At 63.7% G+C, this 21,340-nt stretch carries 19 protein-coding genes and 1 pseudogene; 11 read left to right on the plus strand and 9 right to left on the minus strand.

The genetic code is table 11. The annotated features are described in order from the left end of the window. Positions 1-227 (minus strand): hypothetical protein (locus BN1132_RS00340; protein ID WP_042074073.1); only part of this gene is annotated, 227 nt, incomplete at its 3' end. A gap of 253 nt (positions 228-480) precedes the next feature. On the opposite strand from BN1132_RS00340, the gene tpx reads away from it, so the two are divergent. The 3 genes from tpx (at position 481) to BN1132_RS00355 (ending at position 3,915) form a co-directional block, all read left to right on the plus strand. Next, the gene (gene tpx / locus BN1132_RS00345) at positions 481-981 is read left to right on the plus strand and encodes a thiol peroxidase (RefSeq protein WP_042074074.1); all 501 of its coding nucleotides are present in this window, start codon (positions 481-483) and stop codon (positions 979-981) included. Between the two features lie 148 nt (positions 982-1,129). Further along, entirely contained in the window at positions 1,130-2,350 is a 1,221-nt protein-coding gene (locus BN1132_RS00350; protein WP_042074171.1) for a DEAD/DEAH box helicase, read from the plus strand. Between the two features lie 80 nt (positions 2,351-2,430). After that, positions 2,431-3,915: an alkaline phosphatase D family protein gene (locus tag BN1132_RS00355; protein WP_042074076.1), complete on the plus strand. Its 1,485-nt coding sequence runs from the start codon at positions 2,431-2,433 to the stop codon at positions 3,913-3,915. A 74-nt stretch (positions 3,916-3,989) separates the two neighbouring features. Here the strand turns inward: BN1132_RS00355 and BN1132_RS00360 are convergent, their stop codons facing one another. The 5 genes from BN1132_RS00360 to BN1132_RS00380 form a co-directional block, all read right to left on the minus strand. Next, positions 3,990-4,775: a F0F1 ATP synthase subunit delta gene (locus BN1132_RS00360; protein ID WP_042074078.1), complete on the minus strand. Its 786-nt coding sequence runs from the start codon at positions 4,773-4,775 to the stop codon at positions 3,990-3,992. Continuing rightward, positions 4,772-6,088, minus strand: coding sequence for a sphingomyelin phosphodiesterase (locus BN1132_RS00365; protein WP_042074079.1), 1,317 nt, complete (start codon positions 6,086-6,088; stop codon positions 4,772-4,774). The genes BN1132_RS00360 and BN1132_RS00365 overlap by 4 nt, the downstream gene beginning before the upstream one ends. 223 nt (positions 6,089-6,311) lie before the next feature. Further along, positions 6,312-7,871, minus strand: a complete 1,560-nt coding sequence (locus BN1132_RS00370) for a methyl-accepting chemotaxis protein (protein WP_042074081.1) — start codon at positions 7,869-7,871, stop codon at positions 6,312-6,314. A 165-nt stretch (positions 7,872-8,036) separates the two neighbouring features. Next, positions 8,037-8,336 (minus strand): hypothetical protein, encoded by a 300-nt coding sequence (locus BN1132_RS00375; protein ID WP_042074083.1) that lies wholly within the window; start codon positions 8,334-8,336, stop codon positions 8,037-8,039. A 110-nt stretch (positions 8,337-8,446) separates the two neighbouring features. Further along, the gene (locus BN1132_RS00380; protein WP_042074085.1) at positions 8,447-10,051 is read right to left on the minus strand and encodes a peptide ABC transporter substrate-binding protein; all 1,605 of its coding nucleotides are present in this window, start codon (positions 10,049-10,051) and stop codon (positions 8,447-8,449) included. A gap of 170 nt (positions 10,052-10,221) precedes the next feature. Here BN1132_RS00380 and BN1132_RS00385 point away from each other — a divergent pair, with 170 nt between their 5' ends. Both BN1132_RS00385 and BN1132_RS00390 read left to right on the plus strand, forming a co-directional pair. Next, complete coding sequence (locus BN1132_RS00385; RefSeq protein ID WP_042074086.1) at positions 10,222-10,929, plus strand: ParB-like protein; 708 nt, start codon at positions 10,222-10,224, stop codon at positions 10,927-10,929. 85 nt (positions 10,930-11,014) lie between these two features. Further along, complete coding sequence (locus tag BN1132_RS00390) at positions 11,015-11,443, plus strand: DUF2753 family protein (RefSeq protein ID WP_042074087.1); 429 nt, start codon at positions 11,015-11,017, stop codon at positions 11,441-11,443. 9 nt (positions 11,444-11,452) lie between these two features. Here BN1132_RS00390 and BN1132_RS00395 read toward each other — a convergent pair whose 3' ends face one another. Then, complete coding sequence (locus BN1132_RS00395; RefSeq protein ID WP_042074088.1) at positions 11,453-12,196, minus strand: enoyl-CoA hydratase-related protein; 744 nt, start codon at positions 12,194-12,196, stop codon at positions 11,453-11,455. 89 nt (positions 12,197-12,285) lie between these two features. Here BN1132_RS00395 and BN1132_RS00400 point away from each other — a divergent pair, with 89 nt between their 5' ends. The 3 genes from BN1132_RS00400 (at position 12,286) to BN1132_RS00410 (ending at position 14,186) form a co-directional block, all read left to right on the plus strand. Next, positions 12,286-12,726 carry a copper chaperone PCu(A)C gene (locus BN1132_RS00400; RefSeq protein WP_042074090.1) on the plus strand — a complete coding sequence of 147 codons (441 nt, stop codon included), beginning with the start codon at positions 12,286-12,288 and terminating at the stop codon, positions 12,724-12,726. Between the two features lie 92 nt (positions 12,727-12,818). Beyond that, positions 12,819-13,445 carry a TIGR04219 family outer membrane beta-barrel protein gene (locus tag BN1132_RS00405; protein ID WP_042074091.1) on the plus strand — a complete coding sequence of 209 codons (627 nt, stop codon included), beginning with the start codon at positions 12,819-12,821 and terminating at the stop codon, positions 13,443-13,445. A 60-nt stretch (positions 13,446-13,505) separates the two neighbouring features. Next, positions 13,506-14,186: an SDR family oxidoreductase gene (locus tag BN1132_RS00410; protein WP_042074092.1), complete on the plus strand. Its 681-nt coding sequence runs from the start codon at positions 13,506-13,508 to the stop codon at positions 14,184-14,186. Positions 14,187-14,381: 195 nt separating this feature from the next. On the opposite strand, the pseudogene BN1132_RS20485 reads toward BN1132_RS00410, so the two are convergent. Further along, positions 14,382-15,010, minus strand: a pseudogene (locus BN1132_RS20485) (3'-5' exonuclease). Between the two features lie 195 nt (positions 15,011-15,205). Further along, positions 15,206-16,930 (minus strand): proline--tRNA ligase, encoded by a 1,725-nt coding sequence (locus tag BN1132_RS00420; RefSeq protein ID WP_042074093.1) that lies wholly within the window; start codon positions 16,928-16,930, stop codon positions 15,206-15,208. Positions 16,931-17,132: 202 nt separating this feature from the next. Here BN1132_RS00420 and ruvA point away from each other — a divergent pair, with 202 nt between their 5' ends. The 3 genes from ruvA to BN1132_RS00435 all read left to right on the plus strand — a co-directional run bounded on the left by ruvA (position 17,133) and on the right by BN1132_RS00435 (position 21,330). Then, positions 17,133-17,747, plus strand: coding sequence for a Holliday junction branch migration protein RuvA (ruvA, locus tag BN1132_RS00425; protein WP_042074096.1), 615 nt, complete (start codon positions 17,133-17,135; stop codon positions 17,745-17,747). A 75-nt stretch (positions 17,748-17,822) separates the two neighbouring features. After that, entirely contained in the window at positions 17,823-18,833 is a 1,011-nt protein-coding gene (gene ruvB / locus BN1132_RS00430; protein ID WP_042074100.1) for a Holliday junction branch migration DNA helicase RuvB, read from the plus strand. Positions 18,834-19,773: 940 nt separating this feature from the next. Further along, complete coding sequence (locus BN1132_RS00435) at positions 19,774-21,330, plus strand: cytochrome ubiquinol oxidase subunit I (RefSeq protein ID WP_042074101.1); 1,557 nt, start codon at positions 19,774-19,776, stop codon at positions 21,328-21,330. The last annotated feature ends 10 nt before the right edge of the window (positions 21,331-21,340 follow it).

A 21,340-nucleotide genomic window follows, 5' to 3' on the forward strand; every position in this document is an offset into this window, starting at 1 on the left:
GCATGATGCGCAGGGGGCGGGCTTTTGGCCCCGGCGGGGGGATCCTCATCCCCGGTACATTCGCCTGTGCCGTGCTCCTGGTGATCCCGGGAGGCCTGACGCTGGCAACCCTGGGTCGGGGCGGCGTTGTCGCAGCAGTGGCTGTCGTGCTGGTGCTCGTGGGGGGCGGCCTTGACGATGCCCTTGATGGGGGCGGCATGGGAATGGCCGCAGCAGGATTTGCTCATGATGAGTCCCTCTTGAGTGGATCCCGCCCCTGCGGGATCCCCGATGTGCGGGCCCAGTGTAAACCTTGGTCTTTAGTCCAAGGTCAAGCCCGGTTTGTGGTCTTTGTCCGGGTGACTGATCCCAAGTCCCGTGGCTGGAAAGCGTGGGGGACGGGAGCAGGGCGCAAATCCCTCTTGTTAGCGGGTGTTTGTCCCCGCCCGGCAGGCCTATACTGTGGACCCTGGATCCCACATCAATCATCAAGGACCTAACATGAGCAATACCGTCACCCTGCAAGGCAACCCTGTCTCCGTTTCCGGTCACTTCCCCGTCGCCGGCGAGCAGGCCAAGCCCTTCTCCCTGGTTGCCAAGGATCTGTCCGATGTGACCCTGGCGAACTTCGCCGGTCAGCGCAAGATCCTGAACATCTTCCCGAGCGTCGACACCCCGACCTGCGCCACCTCGGTGCGCAAGTTCAACGAGCAGGCCAGCGCCCTGAACAACGCCGTGGTGCTGTGCATCTCCGCCGACCTGCCGTTCGCCCAGGCCCGTTTCTGCGGCGCCGAGGGGCTGGACAAGGTGGTGAACCTCTCCACCCTGCGCGGCGTCTCCTTCCTGCAGGACTATGGCGTGGCCTTCTCCTCCGGTCCGCTGGTGGGTCTGGCTGCCCGTGCCATCGTCGTGCTGGACGAGCACGACAAGGTGCTGCACAGCGAGCTGGTGGCCGAAGTCGCCGACGAGCCGAACTACGCCGCCGCCCTGGCTGCCCTGTAATTCGCGCCCTCTCCTGATTGCCTGACGGCCTGCCCCGTGCACACGGGGCAGGCCGTTTTCATTGCATATCCCGATCCTTTTACTTATGGGACGGCTCTGGCTAGACTTCGCCCCCACATCCTCGTTCAGCCTCTATCTGCGTAGCCCCATGACCTTTGACGAACTCTCCCTCGCTCCCCCCCTGCTGGCCGCCCTGCCCGCGACCCTGCACACGCCCACCCCCGTCCAGCGCCTGGCCATACCGGCGGCGCTGGCCGGCCGGGATCTGCTGGCCCTGGCCCGCACCGGCAGCGGCAAGACCCTGGCATTCGGCCTGCCGCTGCTGCAGCGGCTGGACGCGGCCTCCGATCGGGTGCAGGGACTGGTGCTGGTGCCGACCCGCGAGCTGGCCAGCCAGGTGAGCGCCGCCCTGCAAGGGGTGGCCGAAGGATTGGGGCTGCGGGTCCTGACCCTGTGCGGTGGCGTGGCGCAGGAGCTGCAACAGGCCGAGCTGGCCCTGGGGCCGCAACTGCTGGTGGCGACGCCGGGGCGGCTGCGGGACTTGCTGGCCCAGCAGGTGCTGGGGCTGGGCGCGCTGCGCTGCCTGGTGCTGGACGAGGCGGACCGCCTGCTGGAGATGGGCTTCTGGCCCGACATCCAGTGGCTGATAAAGGCGATGCCCGCCGAGCGTCAGACCCTGCTGTTCTCGGCCACCCTGCCCGCCGAGCTGGAGAGCTTGGCCACCGGCCTGTTGCGGGATCCGGCGCGTATCGAGGCCGAGCCCCTCCACAGCCTGGTGAGCGAGATCGAGGAGCGGCTCTATCTGGTCAACAGGAGCAGCAAGGTGCCGGCGCTGATCGCCCTGCTCAAGGCGCACGACTGGCCCCAGGTGCTGGTCTTCATCAGCGCCAGGGACGACGCGGACGGAGTGGCGAAGAAGCTCGCCAGGGCGGGCATTGCGGTGGCGGCCCTGCACGGGGACAAGGAGCAGGCGGTGCGGGAGCAGGCGCTGGCCGACTTCAGGACGGGCAGGGTGCGGGTGCTTGTGGCCACGGATCTGATGGCGCGGGGCATTCACGTGGAGGCGCTGCCCCTGGTGATCAACCTGGATCTGCCTGCCCATGCCCCCGTGTATGTGCACCGCATCGGCCGTACCGCCCGGGCCGGGCGCAGCGGGCTCGCCATCTCCCTCACCTGCCACGGCGACGGCGGGGCGCTCGAGGCGATACGGGCCCTGACCGGGCGGGCCCTGCCGCTGGCGGCGCTCGACGGCTTCCCGGTGACCGATCAGCCGGCGAGCGGGGAGGGCAAGCGGGCCCCCAGGGACAAGCAGGCCAACCGGCGCACCCAGGGCAAGCGCAGCATCAGGCAGTTCAAGGGCAAGGCCTAGGCGCGACGCTGCCCGGTTGGGCAGTATCAAAGGAGGCCTGTTTCGGTATGCTCCATGGACTGGACCATGGAGGATAGCGGATGACGACCCTGGTAATGGGGCCCCTGCTGGGGCTCGAATCTGAGACACAATACAGCATCTGTTTCCTGGCGGTGGCGGGCTTCAAGGGGGCCAGCGTCAGGATCAATGGCAGGCTGCTGACCGCCAGCAAGCAGGCGGATACCACCAGAGGGGCGTTCTGGCGCGCCGTCTGGTCGGCGACCCCGGAGGCCCGGGCCAGCACGGTCGATTACGAGATCCTGCTGGACGGTGTGGCCGCCCGGGATCTGGCCGGGATCAGCCAGTGGCAGTTTCATCTGCCGGGGCGGGAGGAGCGGGTGCGCATCGGGTATGCCTCCTGCAACGGTTTCTCCGACTTCAAGCTGCTCACCTCCACCCCCCAGCCCTATGTGATGTGGGACAAGCTGGCCGCCGAGCACAGGGAGCATCCCTTGTCCCTTCTGCTGATGGGCGGTGATCAGGTCTATGCCGACTCCCTCTGGACCTCGGTACCCAGCCTCAAGGCCTGGAACGAGCTGGATCGGGTGGAGAAGGTCAAACGCAAGGCGACCCGGACCATGGTGGAGCAGCTCGATCGCTTCTATTGCGAACTCTACTGCCGGCAGTGGAGCCGCCCCGAGGTGGCCGCCATGCTGGCCAGGGTGCCGAGCGTCATGATGTGGGACGATCACGACATCTTCGATGGCTGGGGCAGCTATCCCGCCGACTTGCAGGGCTGCGAGGTCTATCAGGCCATCTATGCCGCCGCCGCCAAGTATTTCCGGCTGTTCCAGCTGCGCTCCGCTGCCAATGCCTCCCTGCTGGATCCTGCGAACCTGGCCCATCACTCCTGGCGACTGCGTTTTCGGGACTACCAGATCCTGGCCCTGGACAACAGGGCGACTCGCACCCAGAGCCAGGTGATGAGCCGGGAGCAGTGGGATCAGATCAACGACGCGCTGGCCGATTGCGGCGAGGGGCACCTGCTGGTCATGACCGGGGTGCCCGTGGTCTATCGCGACTTCTCCTTCACCGAGGCGGCGTTCGATGCGACCCCCTGGGAGGAGGAGCTGACCGACGATCTCAAGGATCACTGGCGCGCCAAGTCACACGAGGGGGAGCGGGCCCGCCTCATCATGCGGCTGCTGGACAACGCCAAGAGCCGGCGCCAGCGGGATCCTGGTTGCAAGACCCTGATCCTCTCCGGCGACGTGCACGTGGGCTGCCTCGGGGTGATCCAGGACAAGCGGGAGGGGGTGATGAATGTGCACCAACTGGTCTCCTCCGGCATAGTGCATCCCTGCCCCACCCAGTTCCAATGGACGGGGATCCTCGCCATGACCAACGACGATCCCGAATACCTCGACGAGAGCCGGCTGATCCGCGCCGAGCTGATCAAGCCGTTCGGCGCCCCCGTCTATCTGCGCACCCGCAACTTCGCCACCCTGCAGATGGGCAGCGACAGCAAGCTGTGGGCCAACTGGCACTGCGAGAACGGGCTGGCGGCCAGCTATCCGCTGGCCTGATGACCCGGCAAACATCAAGGGCCCTGACGGGCCCTTTCTCTTGTGGCGATCAGACTCCCCAGGCCGTCGCCGGTTCAGGGCCGGCCCTGCTCCTGTGCGAAGAAGTCGCGCCTAAACTGCCCGAGCACCACCTCCCTGTGCTGTTGCCAGCTGGCCTCGTCCATGTTGCCCCGGCTGGCCGCCAGTTGCTGCTCCAGCTCGGTCAGCTGCTGCTGATAGTGGCTGCGCTGCGCCAGCTGCTGTTGCCGGCTGGCGGCAAACTGCACGGTCGCCTCGGCCTGCCCGGCCGGCAGGAAGTGGCGGGCCAGGGTCGCCAGCTCCTCGTCCCCCCACAACTGGCGCGCCTGCTGCAAGCGGGCATCCGGGTTGAACAGATCCGCCGCCAGATCCGGATGATCCGCCGCCCACTCATCCTGCAGCCGGCTGAGGGCCGTCAGCCGCTCGGTCAGGGTTAGCTGCTCGCTCTCCTGCGCCAGCTGCTCGAGTGCCAGGGCGTAGCGCCCCTGCAGTCGAAACAGGCTCTCCCCCTCGCTCAGCCATTGGGCCTCTATCGCCTCCAGATTGGCGAGCCGCTCGGCCAGCGGCTGCTCGCTGTCGCTGACCTCGCTGGCGAGCTGCCGATTCATCTCGTCCGGCAGATCGCGCCAGCTGGCAGGGGCCTGTGCTGGGCCGGCTGGCACGGAGGTAGCGACAATCGGGCCGGTGACGGGGGCCAGTGGCGGCTGTGTCTGCGGTGACTCGGCGGCTGGCTGAGCGCTCTGGCTGGTGAGCGCCGGCCGCTCGGGCGCCTCCTGCCAGCCGAGGTGGAGCAGCAACACCGCCAGCACCGCCAGGGCCAGGAACCCGTAACGGCGCTTCATCGGCTGATCTCTCCCTTGACCGGGAAGTGATCGGAGAGGTTGCTGGCGGGCCAGAGGCTGCCATCGCTGCTGCGCGGGATCCAGACGCTGTTGAGGTTGTGGCTGACGGCCCCGTACTCCCGGCTCACCATCAGATAGTCCAGATACTCGACGTTGGCACCGCCGGAGAGCGGACCGCCGGCGTAGGGGTTGATCCTGGGATCGAAGGTGGCCTCGGTGTAGCCGCCATAGGCGGGCTCATGGGCGTTGAGGTTGGCCAGCATGCCGGCGTAGTCGTCGGCGAACTTGCGCTTGTTGACGTTGAAGTCGCCACCGTAGATGACGGTGTCGCTGGCCGGGATCTTCAGGCTGGCGGCCAGGGTGCGGATCTGGCCGAACTGGAGCTGGCGCAGCCGGCGCGCCTCGTCGGTATCGAAGCTGGCGGTGTGGGTGGCAAACAGGTGCCAGGCCTTGCCCCCCTTGATCACCTCGGCGTACATCACCCCCTTGTCGGCGAAGCAGTCGGTGCCGGTGCACTGGGGATAGACCAGCTGGGCCTCGCGCACTATGGGGTAGCGGCTGACGATCACCACGCCGCCGTCGTGGATGTTGACCCCGGGCTTGTCGAGCACCTTGGTCTGGTAGGTGTACTCCCTGGCCAGTGCCTGCAGGAAGCCCTCGCGCCGGCCGTCGAACACCTCCTGCAACAGCAGGGCGTCATAGCCCTTGAGATGATCGGGCAGCAGCGCCAGCCGCTCGCCTATGCTGGCGGCGATCACCGGCAGGGCCCAGACGTTGTAGCTGGCGACCTTGAGCTTGTCTTCTGCCGGTTCCGGCTGCTCCCGCTGTTGTGGTGGGGTGAGCATGTAGTGCAGATCGTCGTAACGGCCGGTGAACTTGGCGGCGAAGGCCAGCTCCTGCGGTCCCCGGGTGCGATGCAGGGCGCGATCGTTCTGCCAGCCGGAGCTGGCGGTCGGCGTCTCGCCGCCGTGCTGCAGGGTGCTGTTCCACCAGGTGCCCTCCATCCGCTGGTTGAGGCGATAGGTGTCGCCGCCGGCGGTGGTGACACGGGTTTCGAACAGATAGTGCTTGCCCGCCTGTACTCCCTCGTAGCGATTGAAGCTGAGCACCATGGCGCTTTCCCAGGGGCCCAGCTCCGTCCTGTGCTGAATCCACTGGCTGCCTGCCTGCAGCTGGCCGCTGCCGCTTTGGCTGACCGTCAGTTGCAGGGGGGCCGGGCTGTTGTTGGTGAGGTAGACATCGGTGTCGGCCAGCGCCTGCAGCGGCAGGGCGCCGGCGAGCAGCAGGGCGGCATAGCTCAGAGCGTTGTGCATCATGAAGTCCTTTTGGTCGAGGCACGATGGAAAGTGACTGTTATGGCGGGCGTTGGAGCAATCTCATTTACATTTTTGTTACAAATGTATGAAAGGCCCCATATGGGGAGGAGAAGCGGAGGAGGGGAGCACAACCGGGTAGGGCCGGTGTCTGGCATCAAGGGGTGGTGGCGGAGAAATCGCAGCGCGTCCGGAGACGCGCCTGGCTACACGGAGGGCAATCTCAGTCGTGGAACTGGGTGATCAGGCGGGAGAGGTTTTGCAGCCGCTCCACCAGCAGGGTGATGCCATCCAGCGCCTGTCGGCTGTTGTCCGCAGTGTGGCTCGCCAGCTGATGGATCTGCTGTATCCCCTGATCCAGGGTGCTGGTGACATCCGCCTGCTGGCTGACCGCCTGGGCTATCTCGTCGCTGGTGTGGGTCACCCGAGTCAGCATCTGGTTGATCTGGTCGAGCACCTCGGCGGTGGCCCCCATGTGCTGCTGGCAGCGTTCCGAGGTCTGCGCCCCCTGGGCCATGCCATCTGACAACTGCCGGGTGCTCTGCTGCAACGCCCCTATCATCTCGCTGATCTCGCCGGTGGAGCTGCGGGTCTTCTGGGCCAGGGCCCGGATCTCGTCGGCCACCACCGCAAAGCCGCGCCCCTGCTCGCCGGCCCGGGCCGCCTCGATGGCCGCATTGAGGGAGAGCAGATTGGTCTGATCCGCGATCTGCCCGATGACCTCCAGGATGCCGCTGATCTTCTGGCTGTCCTGGTTCAGGCGGGCCAGCACCGCCTGACTGGCATCCAGCTCCTGATGCAGCTGGTTCACCGAGGCGCGAGTGGTCGCGAGCGCCTGCCGGCCGCTTTCAGACACCTGCTGCACCTCGCTCACCAGGGCGTTGGCCTGGTGGGCGTTGTCGGCCACGTCGCGAATGGAGTGGCTCATCTCGGTGATGGCCGCCGCCAGCTGCTCGCTCTGGGCCCGCTGCTGTTGCAGGTGGGTGTCTATGGTCTGGATATGGCCCCTGTCATCCTCCGCCGCCTGCAGGATCTGCTGGTTGGTGTCGGCGCTGCGCCCCACCACGGCCCTGAGCTCGGCCTTCTTCATGCGCAGCAGCAGCTCGAGGGCCCCCAGACCGTCCTGCCGCCGGGCGTAGAGAACCTGGCACAGGGGCGTGCCCAGCTCCTCGCCGGCCATGGCCAGCAGCCGGGCCAGCCGCCGCTGCTGGTGGCAACCATGTCCCATCTGGGCCAGCAGGCAGAGCAGGGTGATGGCGCCCCATCCGGCCTGGCCCGTCACCAGGGCGGCCCCCATGCCCGCCAGGGCCAGCCCGCACAGCAGCAGGGTGAGCTGTCCCGGCTCCAGGGTGAGGCGGCTGAGCCAGGGCAGCGCCCTGCCGGCGCGGATCCGGGCATAGAGCTGCTCCGCCCAGGCGATGTCGTGATCCTGCGGACGGGTGCGGACCGACTGGTATTCGATGATCTGCCGCCGTTCGTTGAGGATGGGGGTGACATAGGCATTGACCCAGTAGAACTGGCCGCTCTTGGTGCGGTTCTTCACCAGTCCCATCCAGCTCTTGCCCTGCTGCAGCCGGCGCCACATGTCGGCGAAGGCGGCCTTGGGCATGTCGGGGTGGCGCACCAGGTTGTGGGGCACCCCCTCCATCTCGGCGGCGCTGTAGCCGGCCACGTCGCAGAAATGCTGGTTGGCGTAGGTGATGTGACTGCTGGGATCCGTGGTCGAAATCAGCGAGATGTAATCGGGGAAACGGATCTCCCCCTCTTGTGGGTTTGTGGTCATGTGCGCATCCTGAATGAGCCAAGTAACTGATAAATTTGTTTTTATTTTTTGTGACTGTTACGGCGTCATTGTAGATGCGGGGTGTGACACCACCTTGGCTTGGGTCAACAAATCCACGGGATGAAGACTGAAAAAAGTCGTAGACGGCGGGCCTGCGCGGCGGGATCAGCTTCGGGGGGTGAAGTCGTGGATCTCCCCCGTTCTCGGCTTGAAGCGGGGATCCCGGCCCGAATCCCCGTCGACCCAGGCCATGGCCTGGCAGAAACTCTCCTGTTTGGCGAAGGCCTCGCGAGCCCGATCGATGGCTCGCTCGGCGTTGCGCCGCTCCATCTTGCTGGCCTTGCGATCGCTGAACTGCTTCTGCTGGTCCAGCATCCATTCGAGGAAGGCCTGGCGGCACTCGGTTTCACTGGCGGCCTGGGCGGGGAGGGCGATCAACAGGGCAATCAGGGGCAGACAACGCATAGGGCGATCGAATCAACGGGCTGATGGACGAAGAGAAGCGGCATTCTATGCCGGGAACTTGAACGGGAACAGTGCCAGGAGGGGGCCAGACAGGCTGGCCCCTCGATTGCTCAGTGCTTGACGAGGTAGAGCTGGCGGCTGTAGGCCACGTCTTCCGGGTTGTTGATGGGATAGCCCTTGAGCCAGGGCTTGATGAGCCGGGCATTGGTGTACTGGTAGATGGGGGCGATGGGGGCCTCCTCCTGCAGTATGGCTTCGGCCTCGTCGAACAGGCGGCCGCGCTCGGCGGGATCCTGGCTGGCGGCCGCCCTGGTCAGCAGGGTGTCGTAATGGGGGTTCGCGAAACGGGCCATATTGCCGCTGTGGCCGGATCCCCAGAGGCCGAGGAAGGCGGACGGGTCGTTGTAATCGGCCACCCAGGAGGAGCGGATCACCTCGAACTGGCCGCTCTGGCGGCTGTCGAGGTAGCTCTTCCACTCCTGGTTGGTGAGCTCGACCCTGGCCCCCAGCTTCTGCTTCCACAGGTTGGCGATGGCCAGCGCCATCTTCTTGTGGATCTCCGCCGTGTTGTACAGCAGGGTCAGCTGGAGGGGCTTGTCCGGGCCGTAACCGGCCTCCTTGAGCAGCGCCCTGGCCTGCTCGTCGAGCGCCTGCTGGCTGCGGGTGGAGATCAGGTTGGGCTTGGGCGCGAAGCCGGCGGTCACGTCCGGGGTGAAGTGGTAGGCGGGCTTCTCACCTGTCCCCAGCACCTTGTCGGCAATCAGGCCCCGATCGATGGTGTAGGAGAGCGCCTTGCGCACCCGCACATCGTCAAGAGGCGGGCGTTGGGTGTTGAAGGCGTAGTAGTAGGTGCCGAGCTGATCCGGGGTATGGACCTCGCCCGGGATCTGCTGCATCAGCTTGTGATACTGCTCCTTGGGGAAGGACTCGGTGATGTGCAGATCCCCGGCCAGGTAGCGGAGGGTGGCCGCGCTCTCCTGGTTGATGGGGACGAAGGTAACCTTGGTCAACACGGTATGGGCGCGATCCCAGTAGTAGGGGTTCGGGGTCAGCTCCAGCTTCTCGTTCACCACCCGGTGACTCAGCACGAAGGCGCCGTTGCCCACCAGCTTGCCGGGCTGGGTCCACTGGCTGCCGTATTGTTCCATGCTGGCCTTGTGCAGCGGCGACAGGCTGGGGTGGGTCAGCAGGCTCAGGAAGTAGGGCACCGGCTGGGAGAGGGTCACCTGCAGGGTATGCTCGTCGAGGGCCTTCACCCCTAGCGCCTCGGGGGCCAGCTTGCCGGCTACGATGTCGTCCACCTTGTCGAAGCGGGCAAGCTGGGCGAACCAGGCGAAGGTGGCGGCTTCTTTCGGATCGACCAGTTTGCGCCAGCCGTAGACGAAGTCGGCGGCGCGCACGGGATCCCCGTTGGACCAGCGGGCATCGGGCCTCAGGTGGAATGTGAACTGCCGGTTGCCCCTGTTCTCCCAGCGGGCGGCCACCCCGGGCAGCACCTTGCCGTCCGGCCCCTGGGTCAGCAACCCCTCGTAGAGATCCCTGAGCACCTGCAGCTCCGGCAGGCCGACCAGCTTGAGGGGGCTCAGGCTGGCCGGCTCATCCTTGAGATGACGCACGACCGCCTGTTCGGCGGCGAGTTCAGTGCCGGGCGGTACATCGGCGGCCTGGACACTGACGCAACCCAGCAGGGCCAGCAGGGGGCTCCATCCTTTCATGGCGAATCCTTCAAATTGTGTGAAGCGGGGAGAAAAGTCGGCGAGAATGCATCGCCGGCAGACGGGAAATCATGATATCCCCTTTGCTGGTCAGACCGCCAGAGTGAGTCCCATGATATCCGGGGCGGCTGTCAACGTGGGCCCGTCTGGAGCGCGAGGAGGAGAGAGTGATGAGAGCATGGATCTTGTTGGCCTGTGTGCTGAGCCAGGGGGCCTGGGCGCTGGCCCCGTGCGAGAAGGAGAGCCCGGTGGGGAGCTGGTGCGAGGTGCGCATCGACCAGCTTCATCCGACCCAGGGCGGGGTGGGCCAGCTCCAGGTGGACGCCACGGCGCAGGAGCTGGCGGACAAGAGCGAGAAGCAGCTCGACAAGTTGATGAAAAAGAAAGAGATCCCCATAGTGATTGCCCCCGATGGCGGCTACTGGCTGGTGGACAGGCACCACCTGACCAAGGCGCTGTGGCAACAGGGGGTGAAGCAGGCCAGGGTCAAGGTGATCGCCCGGCTGCAGGACAGGGCCAACTTCTGGAGCCAGATGCAGAACAACCACTGGGCCTGGCTCAAGGATGAACGGGGCCGGCCCCTGACCCCGGAGCAGCTGCCCCGGCACATCGGGGATCTGCCGGACTACCCCTACCGCACCCTGGCGGGGCTGCTGCAGGATGCGGGCTACTTCAGCAAGGGGGAGCAGGTCTATTTCGTCGAGTTCGCCTGGGCCAGCTGGCTCGGCCAGCAGATGGGCTGGCAGCCGGTCAACGAGGCCAACCTCGCGGAGCGCCTCGCCGAGGCCAAGCGCCTGGCCTGCGGCGCCAAGGCCGGCACCCTGCCCGGTTATCCCGGCAAACAGTGTCGCGTCAACCAGCCAAGAGCGGCGGGCTGAGGGATCCTGCACAAAGGCTCGGGTTGATATTTATTCTCGATTGGCCATGATACAGGTTCCACTCGTGTCGGCAGAGGAGAGGAAGATGGCGAATCAACACTGGCAACGTTACATGCTGGAGGCGGAAAACGCCCTGGACATGGGGGCACTTGGCACGGCCATCTGCCTCTATCAGCAGGCCCTGGGCGAGGTGTATGAACTGACGTCCGGGGATCTGGACGAGCTGGCCAGCATGCGGGTCGCCACCTGTCACCGCATGGCCGACTTCTGGCGCGCCATGGACGAACCCGCCTATGAGCTGCGCTACCTCAAGCTCGCCTCCGAACTGGTCACCGCCCTGGTGCCCCAGTGCCCCAACCGGGCGTGCGAATCCCTCATCAGCGAGCTGGGCTGCTGCCGCGCGGCCCTGCTCGCCTTCCTGAAGCGCCACCCCAACCCCGAGATCGCCCGACTGATCCAGGTGCAGGACAAGGTGCAGGGCTGCGAGCTGATCGGGCGTTTTCGCCTGAACTAGCGATTGGCCTCAGCGCCTGAGCCGGTGGGCGATGCGGCGCTGGGCCTCCTCCCCCTGCAGGGCCTGGGAGAAGGCGCGCGCCTCCAGATCGATGACGAAGTGCACCGCCTGCTTGAGCTCCTGCCTGAGCAGCGCCTTGCTCTTTTGCAGCGCCTTCGGCGGCTTGGCCGCCAGCCTCACCCCCTGCTCCCGGGCGAAGGGGAGCAGTTCGGACGCTGGCAGCACCCGGTTGGCGAGTCCCAGGCGCAGCGCCTCGGAGGCATCCATGGGGTCGGCCAGCAACAGCAGCTCCGCCGCCTTCAGATGGCCCACGGCGCGGGGCAGCAGCAGGCTGGAGGCAAACTCCGGCACCAGCCCCAGCTCCACGAAGGGCAGTTGCAGGCGGGCGTTGTCCGCCAGATAGACCAGATCGCAATGCAGCAGCAGGGTGGTGCCTATCCCCACCGCCGGGCCCGCGACGGCGGCGATCACCGGCTTGGGAAAATCGGCCAGGGTGTGGAGGAACTGCAGTATGGGGTCGTCGGCCTCCAGGGTCTCCTTCCCCACGAAGTCCGCGAGATCGTTGCCGGCGGTGAAGCAGTCGGGCTGTCCCTGCAGCAGCAGGGCATGCACGTGCTCGTCCCGGGTCGCCTGGCGCAGCGCGTCGGCAAGGGCCTGATACATCCCGGTGTTGAGGGCATTGCGCTTGTCCGGCCGGTTGAGGGTCAGGATGAGCAGGCCATCCTGCTGTTCGGTCAGAATTGTGAGGGGCATGTCTGAATCCTTGTTGTCGGGGCTGCCAAAAGCTTGCCATAGGGGGTAAGCTTCGCTTCGTTTAACAACATCATAAAAGGATTTCAACCATGTTCAAACGTGCGTTTTACTCCAGCCTGGCCCTGCTCCTGGCCGCACCGGCCCTGGCCAAGGTCGAGGCCGTCGACGGCTATGTGCGCCTGCTGCCCCCGGGCTCGCCGAACACGGCGGCCTTCATGGTGCTCAAGAACGATGGGGACAAGCCGGTGGCGCTGGTGGCGGCGGCTTCCCCGGAGGCGGGTCGTGCCGAGCTGCACACCCACCTGCACGAGAACGGGGTGATGAAGATGCGCCAGGTGGAGCGCATCGAGATCCCCGCCAGGGGGGAGGCCGTCCTCAAGCCCGGCAGCCTGCACATCATGCTGTTCGAGGTGCGCGAGCTCTCCCAGGGGACCCCCTTCCCGCTGACCCTGACCCTGGACGATGGCCAGAGCCTGGGCCTGAGCCTGCCGGTGAAGCCCGTCGAGCCGATGAAAGGCATGCAGCACTGACATTTCTGGACGCTTGTTCAGCTTTTTACTCTAGGTATTCCGTGCACTCCGGGTAAAATGATGGCCTTTCCCGTCCATGATGGAGCCTTATGATGAAGAAGACCTTGATTGCCGGTTGTGTACTGGCCCTGTTCAGCCACGCTGCCACCGCCGCCGATGACTGGCGGTTTGCCGCGGGTGCCGATCTGTGGAATGCCCAGGGCAGCGGCCAGGTCAGCGGTGTGAGTGCTGGCAGCTATGACGAGAACTACAACTGGAGCGGCTACCTGCAACTGGAGCACGGCATTCTGCTGCTGCCCAACGCCAAGTTCGAGATGTCCGACTTCAGCAGCAGCGGCGGCGCCTTCAACAACGATCTGCTGGCCTATGATCTGAGCCTCTACTATCGCCTGTTCAACAACGACCTGTTCCAGATCGATCTGGGTCTGACCGGTCGTCGTTACGACGGCGATTTCAACACCCAGCACTACTCCTATGACAAGGACGTGCTGATGGCCTACACCGGCGGTGAAGTGCGCATCCCGGGGACGGGCTTTGCGGCCTTCGGCGACATGCGCGTGCAGGATGCCGACAACTACGACTACCGTCTGGGCGGTTCCTACAAGTTCTCCACCGTGCCGCTCAAGATCCGTGCCGGCTGGCGTGAGGCCGAGATGGACTTCGACCGTGTCGACCAGACCATCGACGGCTGGTTCATCGGTGGCGAGTTCACCTTCTGATCTGACGCCCCGGGCGGCGCATCACGGCTAAGTGATGGCTGGCTCTGATGAGGAGAGAAGATGGGCCATATCATAGTGACTGGCGCGGGCTCCGGGCTCGGGCGTGCACTGACCATAGGGCTGGTTGAGCGCGGCCATCGCGTCTCCATGATGGGTCGCCGCTACCAGAAACTGCAGGAGCAGGAGCTGCGCCTCGGCAGCGCCGTGGTCGGCATCGCCGCCGATCTCGCGCACCACGAAGAGGTGGACGTCGCCTTTGCCGCCGCGGTGGAGTGGGGCGGCCTGCCCGATCTGGTGCTGCACTGCGCCGGTGTCGGCGAGTTCGGCCCGGTGGGCGTCTATACCGCCGAGCAGATCCGCCGGGTGGTGGAGAGCAACCTCGTCTCCACCATACTGGTGGCCCAGCAGACCGTGCGTCTCATCGGCGAAAAGGGCGGCGTGCTGGCCAATGTGCTCTCCTCGGCGGCCCAGGCCGGCAAGGCCAACGAGAGCCTCTACTGCGCCTCCAAGTGGGGGATGCGGGGCTTTCTGGAGTCCCTGCGGGCCGAGCTCAAGGGCTCGCCCCTGCGGCTGGTGAACCTCTATCCGAGCGGGATCCGCAGCGAATTCTGGGAGAACTCGGATCACGTGGACCCGAGCGGCTTCATGACTCCGGAAGACGCGGCGGCCTACATGCTGGACGCCCTGGAGGCGCGCAGCAGCTGCCATGTGACCGATCTCTTTATCGGTCGCAATGGCTGAGGCGCCGTGAGCCGGCCCTGTCGCCAGATGACAAGGAAACAAAAAGCGCGCCATTTGGCGCGCTTTTTTCATTGCTGTGCAGTGCTAAATTATCTTCTTGCCTGCCTGTCTTTACGCCGGTCCATCATGGATTTGAAGGCGGGTAAAATTAATGCCGACATGGCATGAATGATTGATGATGCATGTCGGCACATGTTATTTCCGAGCCGCATATTCCCGCAGGAAGGATGGGATCACCGGTTTTGGCTTCTTGCCAAGGGTCAGCAGCAATTCAAAATCCGGGTCGATAATGCCATGTCGACACGCCAGCTCTTCCAACAAGGCAAGCCAGAGGTGGGCCGTCACCTCGGCATCCGCCAGGGCGCGGTGAAACACCCCGTCATTGGGCAGGCACCGGTATTGCACCAGGGTACCCAGCTTGTGATCCGGGGCATCGGGAAACAGGCGCCTCGACAGCAGCAGGGAGCAGGCGAACTGCCCGCGGTATTGCGCCGGCAATCGCTCTAGTTCCGCATCCAGAAAGCGCTTGTCGAAGGAGGCGTTGTGGGCGACCAGATTGTCATCACCGATAAAGTCGACGAAATCCGCCATCACCTCGTTGCAGGGGGGGCCTGTTTCAGCATGGCATTGCTGATCCCGGTATATTGCTCGATGAAGCTGCTCACGTTGAAGCCCGGATTCATCAATGCCGAGAAACGTTCGCTGATATGGCCATCCTTGATTCTGACGGCACCGATCTCGATGGCTCTATCCCCTTGTCCGGGTGAAAGCCCTGTGGTCTCGAAGTCGAGCACGACAACGGTATTGGCTGAGGCGATGGACATGACTTCTCGGGCAAGCTGGGTAAAGAGCGCCAGTCTAGGAAATCAGCCGTGCCGTGTACAGGGCAATACAGTTATCTCAATGGTTCACGCTGGAGGCGCATTTTTGTGCATCATGGCTGAGAGCCATATAAAAAGCCCCGAGTGCCGTGGCACTCGGGGCTTTCCTATGAAAAGCGAAAGGCGGTGTCGGCGTTATCAGCGACCCAGCTTGCCCTTGAGCAGGGCGATGATCTCGCTGATCGCCACTTCCTGCTTCTCGCCGGTGCGGCGGCACTTGTACTCCACCACGCCATTGTCGAGGCCGCGGTCGCCGATGACGATGGCGTGGGGGATCCCCAGCAGCTCCATGTCGGCGAACATCACGCCCGGGCGCTCCTTGCGGTCATCGAACAGCACATCCACACCGGCGGCCTTCAGCTCGGCGTAGAACTGCTGTGCCTGCTCGGCCACGCGCTCGGACTTGTGCATGTTCATGGGGACGATGGCCACTTCGAACGGGGCGATGGCTTCCGGCCAGATGATGCCGTACTGGTCGTTGTTCTGCTCGATGGCGGCGGCCACCAGACGGGAGACCCCGATACCGTAGCAACCCATCTCCATGGTGACGGACTTGCCTGCTTCGTTCAGCACGCTCGCCTTCATGGCTTCGGAGTACTTGGTCCCCAGCTGGAAGATGTGGCCCACTTCGATACCGCGCTTGAGCAGCAGCTTGCCCTGGCCGCAGGGGCTGGGGTCGCCCTCCACCACGTTGCGCAGATCGGCAACCTCGTAAGCGGCGATGTCGCGATCCCAGTTCGCGCCGGTCAGGTGGAAGCCGGTCTCGTTGGCGCCGCAGACGAAGTCCGCCAGGTGGGCGGCGCTGCGATCGACGATGATGCGACCGGCAAAGCCGACCGGGCCGATGGAGCCTGCGTCGCAACCGGCGGCAGCTTTGATCTGCTCGTCGTTGGCGAAGGTCAGCGGGTTGGCAACGCCAGAGAGCTTCTCGGCCTTGATTTCGTTCAGCTCGTGGTCGCCACGCAGTACCAGGGCGATGACCGCCTGCTTGCCGTGCTCATCTTCCTCTGCCAGTACCAGCAGGGTCTTGGCGATGGCGGCCGGAGCCACGGCCAGGAAGGCGGCCACTTCATCGATGGTGTGCACGGCCGGGGTGGCCACCTTGGCCAGGGCCTTGGTCGCGGCAGGACGCTCGCCCGCCGGTGCCAGCGCCTCGGCCATCTCGATGTTGGCGGCGTAGTCGGAGCTGTCGGAGAAGGCGATCAGATCCTCACCGCTCTCGGCCAGCACCTGGAATTCGTGGGAGCCGGTGCCGCCGATGGAGCCGGTATCGGCCTGTACCGGGCGGAAGTTCAGGCCCATGCGGGTGAAGGCGGCGCAGTAGGCGGCGTGCATCTTCTCGTAGGTCTCGACCAGAGAGTCCTTGTCGATGTGGAAGGAGTAGGCGTCCTTCATCAGGAACTCGCGGCCGCGCATCACGCCGAAGCGGGGGCGCACTTCGTCGCGGAACTTGGTCTGGATCTGGTAGAGGTTCAGCGGCAGCTGCTTGTAGCTGTTCACCTCGTAGCGCACCAGGGCGGTGATCACCTCTTCGTGGGTCGGGCCCAGCACGAAGGGACGGTTGTGGCGGTCGGTCAGGCGGCACAGCTCGGGACCGTAGTCATCCCAGCGGCCGGACTCCTGCCACAGCTCGGCGGGCTGTACCACCGGCATGGAGACTTCGATGGCACCAGCATTGTTCATCTCTTCGCGAACAATGTTCTCGATCTTCTTCAGCACCCGCAGGCCGGTCGGCAGCCAGGCGTACATGCCGGAGGCGAGTTTGCGGATCATGCCGGCGCGCAGCATCAGCTGGTGGCTGATGACCTCTGCGTCGGAGGGGGTTTCCTTGAGAGTGGAAAGCAGATATTGGCTGGTACGCATCGCGGTAGACCTTCGCTAGTTCGGGCGGCTTGGCCCTGGAAAATTTCAAGTGCGGAATTTTAACAGGCCGAGCCTCGTGGCCCAAGGGCTAAATTCAGTCTGGTGAGGGCGAGGCCGAGGGCGGCCTATGCTGGATACTTATCCAGTTATTCTTTATGCTAGTGGCCAATTTGGAAAGAGTCTGCGTGGCGAGGAAGAGAACATGATCGGTCGCTTGAGAGGCGTCATCATCGAGAAGCAACCCCCCGAGGTCCTGATCGAAGTGGGGGGTCTGGGGTACGAGGTGCACATGCCCATGAGCTGCTTCTATGATCTGCCGGAACTGGGGAAGGAGGCGGTGATCCACACCCACTTCGTGGTGCGGGAAGATGCCCAGTTGCTGTATGGCTTCAATCACAAGCAGGAGCGGGCGCTGTTTCGCGAGCTGATCAAGACCAACGGGGTCGGCCCCAAGCTGGCGCTGGCGATCCTCTCCGGCATGACGGCCACCCAGTTCGTGATGAGTGTCGAGCGCGAGGAGATAAGCTCTCTGGTCAAGCTGCCCGGGGTGGGCAAGAAGACCGCCGAGCGGCTGGTGGTGGAGATGAAGGACAGGCTCAAGGGCTGGGTCAGCCACGATCTCTTCTCCCCGGCCGAGATCGCCCTGCCTGCCAAGGAGAGCCCGCTGCGCGCCCCCGATGCGAGCGAGGAGGCGGCCAGCGCCCTGGTGGCGCTCGGCTACAAGCCGCAGCAGGCGAGCCAGATCGTCACCAAGGTGGCGGTCGAGGGGATGTCGGTCGAGGCCATCATCCGCGAATCCCTGCGCAGCCTGGTGTGAGTGTGACCATGAACAGAGCGGATCACCCCCTGCCGCGCGCCGGTGCGAGCAGGGATGCAGCGCGTGAGGTAGCCCATGATTGAAGCGGATCGTCTCATCTCGGCGGGGGCTGCCCGCGAGGACGAGATCATCGATCGGGCCATCCGGCCCAGGAAACTGGCCGATTACACCGGGCAGGATCACGTCTGCGACCAGATGGAGATCTTCATCGAGGCGGCCCGCCAGCGTGGGGAAGCCCTCGATCACCTGCTGATCTTCGGTCCGCCCGGCCTCGGCAAGACCACGCTGGCCAACATCGTCGCCAACGAGATGGGGGTCAACATCAAGACCACCTCGGGCCCCGTGCTGGAGAAGGCCGGCGATCTCGCCGCCCTGCTCACCAACCTGGAGCCGAACGATGTGCTCTTCATCGACGAGATCCACCGCCTGAGCCCGGTGGTGGAAGAGGTGCTCTACCCGGCCATGGAGGACTACCAGCTCGACATCATGATAGGGGAGGGGCCCGCCGCCCGCTCCATCAAGCTCGACCTGCCCCCCTTCACCCTGATCGGCGCCACCACCCGGGCCGGTTCCCTGACCAGCCCGCTACGGGATCGCTTCGGCATCGTCCAGCGGCTGGAGTTCTACAACGTCAAGGACCTCACCGACATCGTTTCCCGCAGCGCCCGCTGTCTCGGCCTCGACATGTCGAGCGACGGGGCGCTGGAGGTGGCGCGCCGCTCCCGGGGCACGCCGCGCATTGCTAACCGATTGTTAAGACGGGTGCGGGATTTCGCCCAGGTGAAGTCCGACGGGCGGATTGACGGACCCATTGCGGCCCGCGCCATGGACATGCTGGACGTGGACAACGAGGGTTTCGACTTCATGGATCGCAAGCTATTGTTGGCCGTCATCGACAAGTTTATGGGGGGGCCCGTGGGACTCGACAACCTGGCCGCCGCCATCGGCGAGGAGAAGGACACCATCGAGGATGTGCTGGAACCCTATCTGATCCAGCAAGGCTATCTGCAACGTACACCCAGAGGGCGGATCGCGACCCAGAGAGCCTATGCGCACTTCGGCCTGGAACGGCCGGCAGAGCAGTAAGCGCCGCGATGTGAACGAAAAAACCGCCCTCGAGGCGGTTTTTTGTTGTGCGTGTAAAAAAAAGCCCACGGCGGATGCGGTGGGCAAAGACAATTCAGGATGGATGTTCACAGACTGTGAGGGCGTCTGCAGGCCGGTCGGGAAAAAACAAAGGAGCCGTCGCGAGGCCTCAGAGTCGGTTCATTTGATAGAGTTGAACGAAAGAAAGCTTGTAGTAACGGATGGTCTTGGCAACAAACTTTTTCATCATTAATCCCAACAAACAGGTTCGAAATGTTCATCGAATACGTACCGGGAACCCGGAATGACCGGCCTGTATCCAGAGGTATGCCCTCACTGCGAGGCGCATTGTAGGAGCTCTTGCCGGGAGGAACAAACAAGAAAATCTATGGGCTTTCGATTAGATAAAGTAATGATTTCACTGGGGCGGGATATACGCATAAACATGTGTTTTTACTGGTTTTAAATTGCTTTTATGATGAGCCGCGTCATTTTTTAAATAATGGAATAATGAGCGCGATTTTTATGGCTTTCACTATTTGATTAACAGAATTGAAACTATTTTGTTTCTTTATAAAATTGATTTAAATCAATAATTTATGTTCGTGTGTTTTTTGTGATGCGGTTCGCACAATTAATATGAATTGGCTCGTAAGTTGCCTTGAAAAGGCATGTATTGGCGGTGGTTTTACATTGATTTCAATCAAATAAAGGTGATATAAAACAGCGATCATTATAGGCGGGAATAGAACCATAGTTATTGTTTGAAAGATGTTAAACATTAGCTTTTTTTGTTCTCGTATATTGCCTTGTTGTTAATGTGGTGGCAGTCGAATCCGGTCAGACCGCCGACGGCGTGACCGACCGTTCGGGGACTTCCAATGGAAGCTTTGTCCTTAAAACTCAAAATAGCCGTGCCAATAATCGGTGAGGAAACATCATGATTGCTGAGCATGTGGTAGACCTATCGCGGTTCCAATTTGCCGCGACGGCCCTTTATCACTTCCTGTTTGTACCCCTGACGCTGGGGATGGCCTTCATCCTGGCGATCATGGAGTCCGTCTATGTGATGACCAACAACACTGTCTACCGGGACATGACCAAGTTCTGGGGCAAGTTGTTCGGGATCAACTTTGCCCTGGGGGTCACCACAGGGCTCACCATGGAGTTTCAGTTCGGTACCAACTGGGCCTACTACTCCCACTATGTCGGCGACATCTTCGGGGCCCCGCTGGCCATCGAAGGGCTGATGGCCTTCTTCCTGGAGTCCACCTTCGTCGGCATGTTCTTCTTCGGTTGGGATCGCCTCAGCAAGCGCCAGCACCTGGCCGCCACCTGGCTGATGGCACTCGGGACCAACCTCTCCGCCCTCTGGATCCTGGTCGCCAACGGCTGGATGCAGAACCCGGTGGGTGCCGAGTTCAACTTCGAATCCATGCGCATGGAGATGGTGAGCTTCGCCGACCTGGTGTTCAACCCGGTCGCTCAGGTCAAGTTCGTCCACACGGTCGCGGCAGGCTACACCACGGGCGCCATGTTCGTGCTGGGCATCTCTTCCTACTACCTGCTGAAGCACCGTGACGTGGCCTTTGCCCGTCGCTCCTTCGCCATCGCGGCGGCGTTCGGCATGGCCTCCATCCTCTCCGTGCTGGTGCTGGGCGACGAGTCCGGTTACGAGACCGGCGAGGTGCAGAAGGTGAAACTGGCGGCCATCGAGGCCGAATGGAACACCGAGCCGGCGCCGGCCTCCTTCACCCTGTTCGGTATCCCGAACCAGGAGGAGATGCGCACCGACTACGCCATCAAGATCCCCTATGCCCTTGGCATCATCGCCACCCGTTCCCTGGACGGCCAGGTGACCGGCCTCAAGGATCTGAAGAGCGAGCACGAACTGCGCGTGCGCAACGGCATGACCGCCTACGAGCTGCTGACCAAGCTGCAATCCGGTGACAAGTCCGAGGATACCCGCGCCCGCTTCGACGAAGTGAAGCAGGATCTGGGCTACGGCCTGCTGCTCAAGCGCTACACCCCGAACGTGACCGACGCCACCGACGAGCAGATCAAGGCCGCCGTGGATGATTCCATCCCGCAGGTGCTGCCGCTGTTCTTCGCCTTCCGTATCATGGTCGCCTGCGGCATCCTGATGCTGGTGCTGATCGGTCTGGCCTTCTATGACAGCACCCGCCACAAGATCGGCGAGCGCAAGTGGCTGCTCAAGGCGCTGCTGTGGGGCATCCCGCTGCCCTGGATCGCCATCGAGGCGGGCTGGTTTGTCGCCGAGTATGGTCGTCAACCCTGGACCATCGCCGAGATGCTGCCGACCTACGTCTCCGCATCCAACATTCCTGCGTCCGAGATCTGGTTCTCTCTGATCGGGATCTTCCTGTTCTACACGGTGCTGCTGATCATCGAGATGTACCTGATGTTCAAGTATGCGCGCCTGGGCCCCAGCAGCCTGAAGACGGGCAAGTACCACTTCGAACAGAGCAAGGCATAAGGAGAGTGAC

Origin of the sequence: Aeromonas sanarellii (genome assembly GCF_000820085.1) — a bacterium.
Classification (GTDB): Bacteria; Pseudomonadota; Gammaproteobacteria; order Enterobacterales; family Aeromonadaceae; genus Aeromonas; species Aeromonas sanarellii.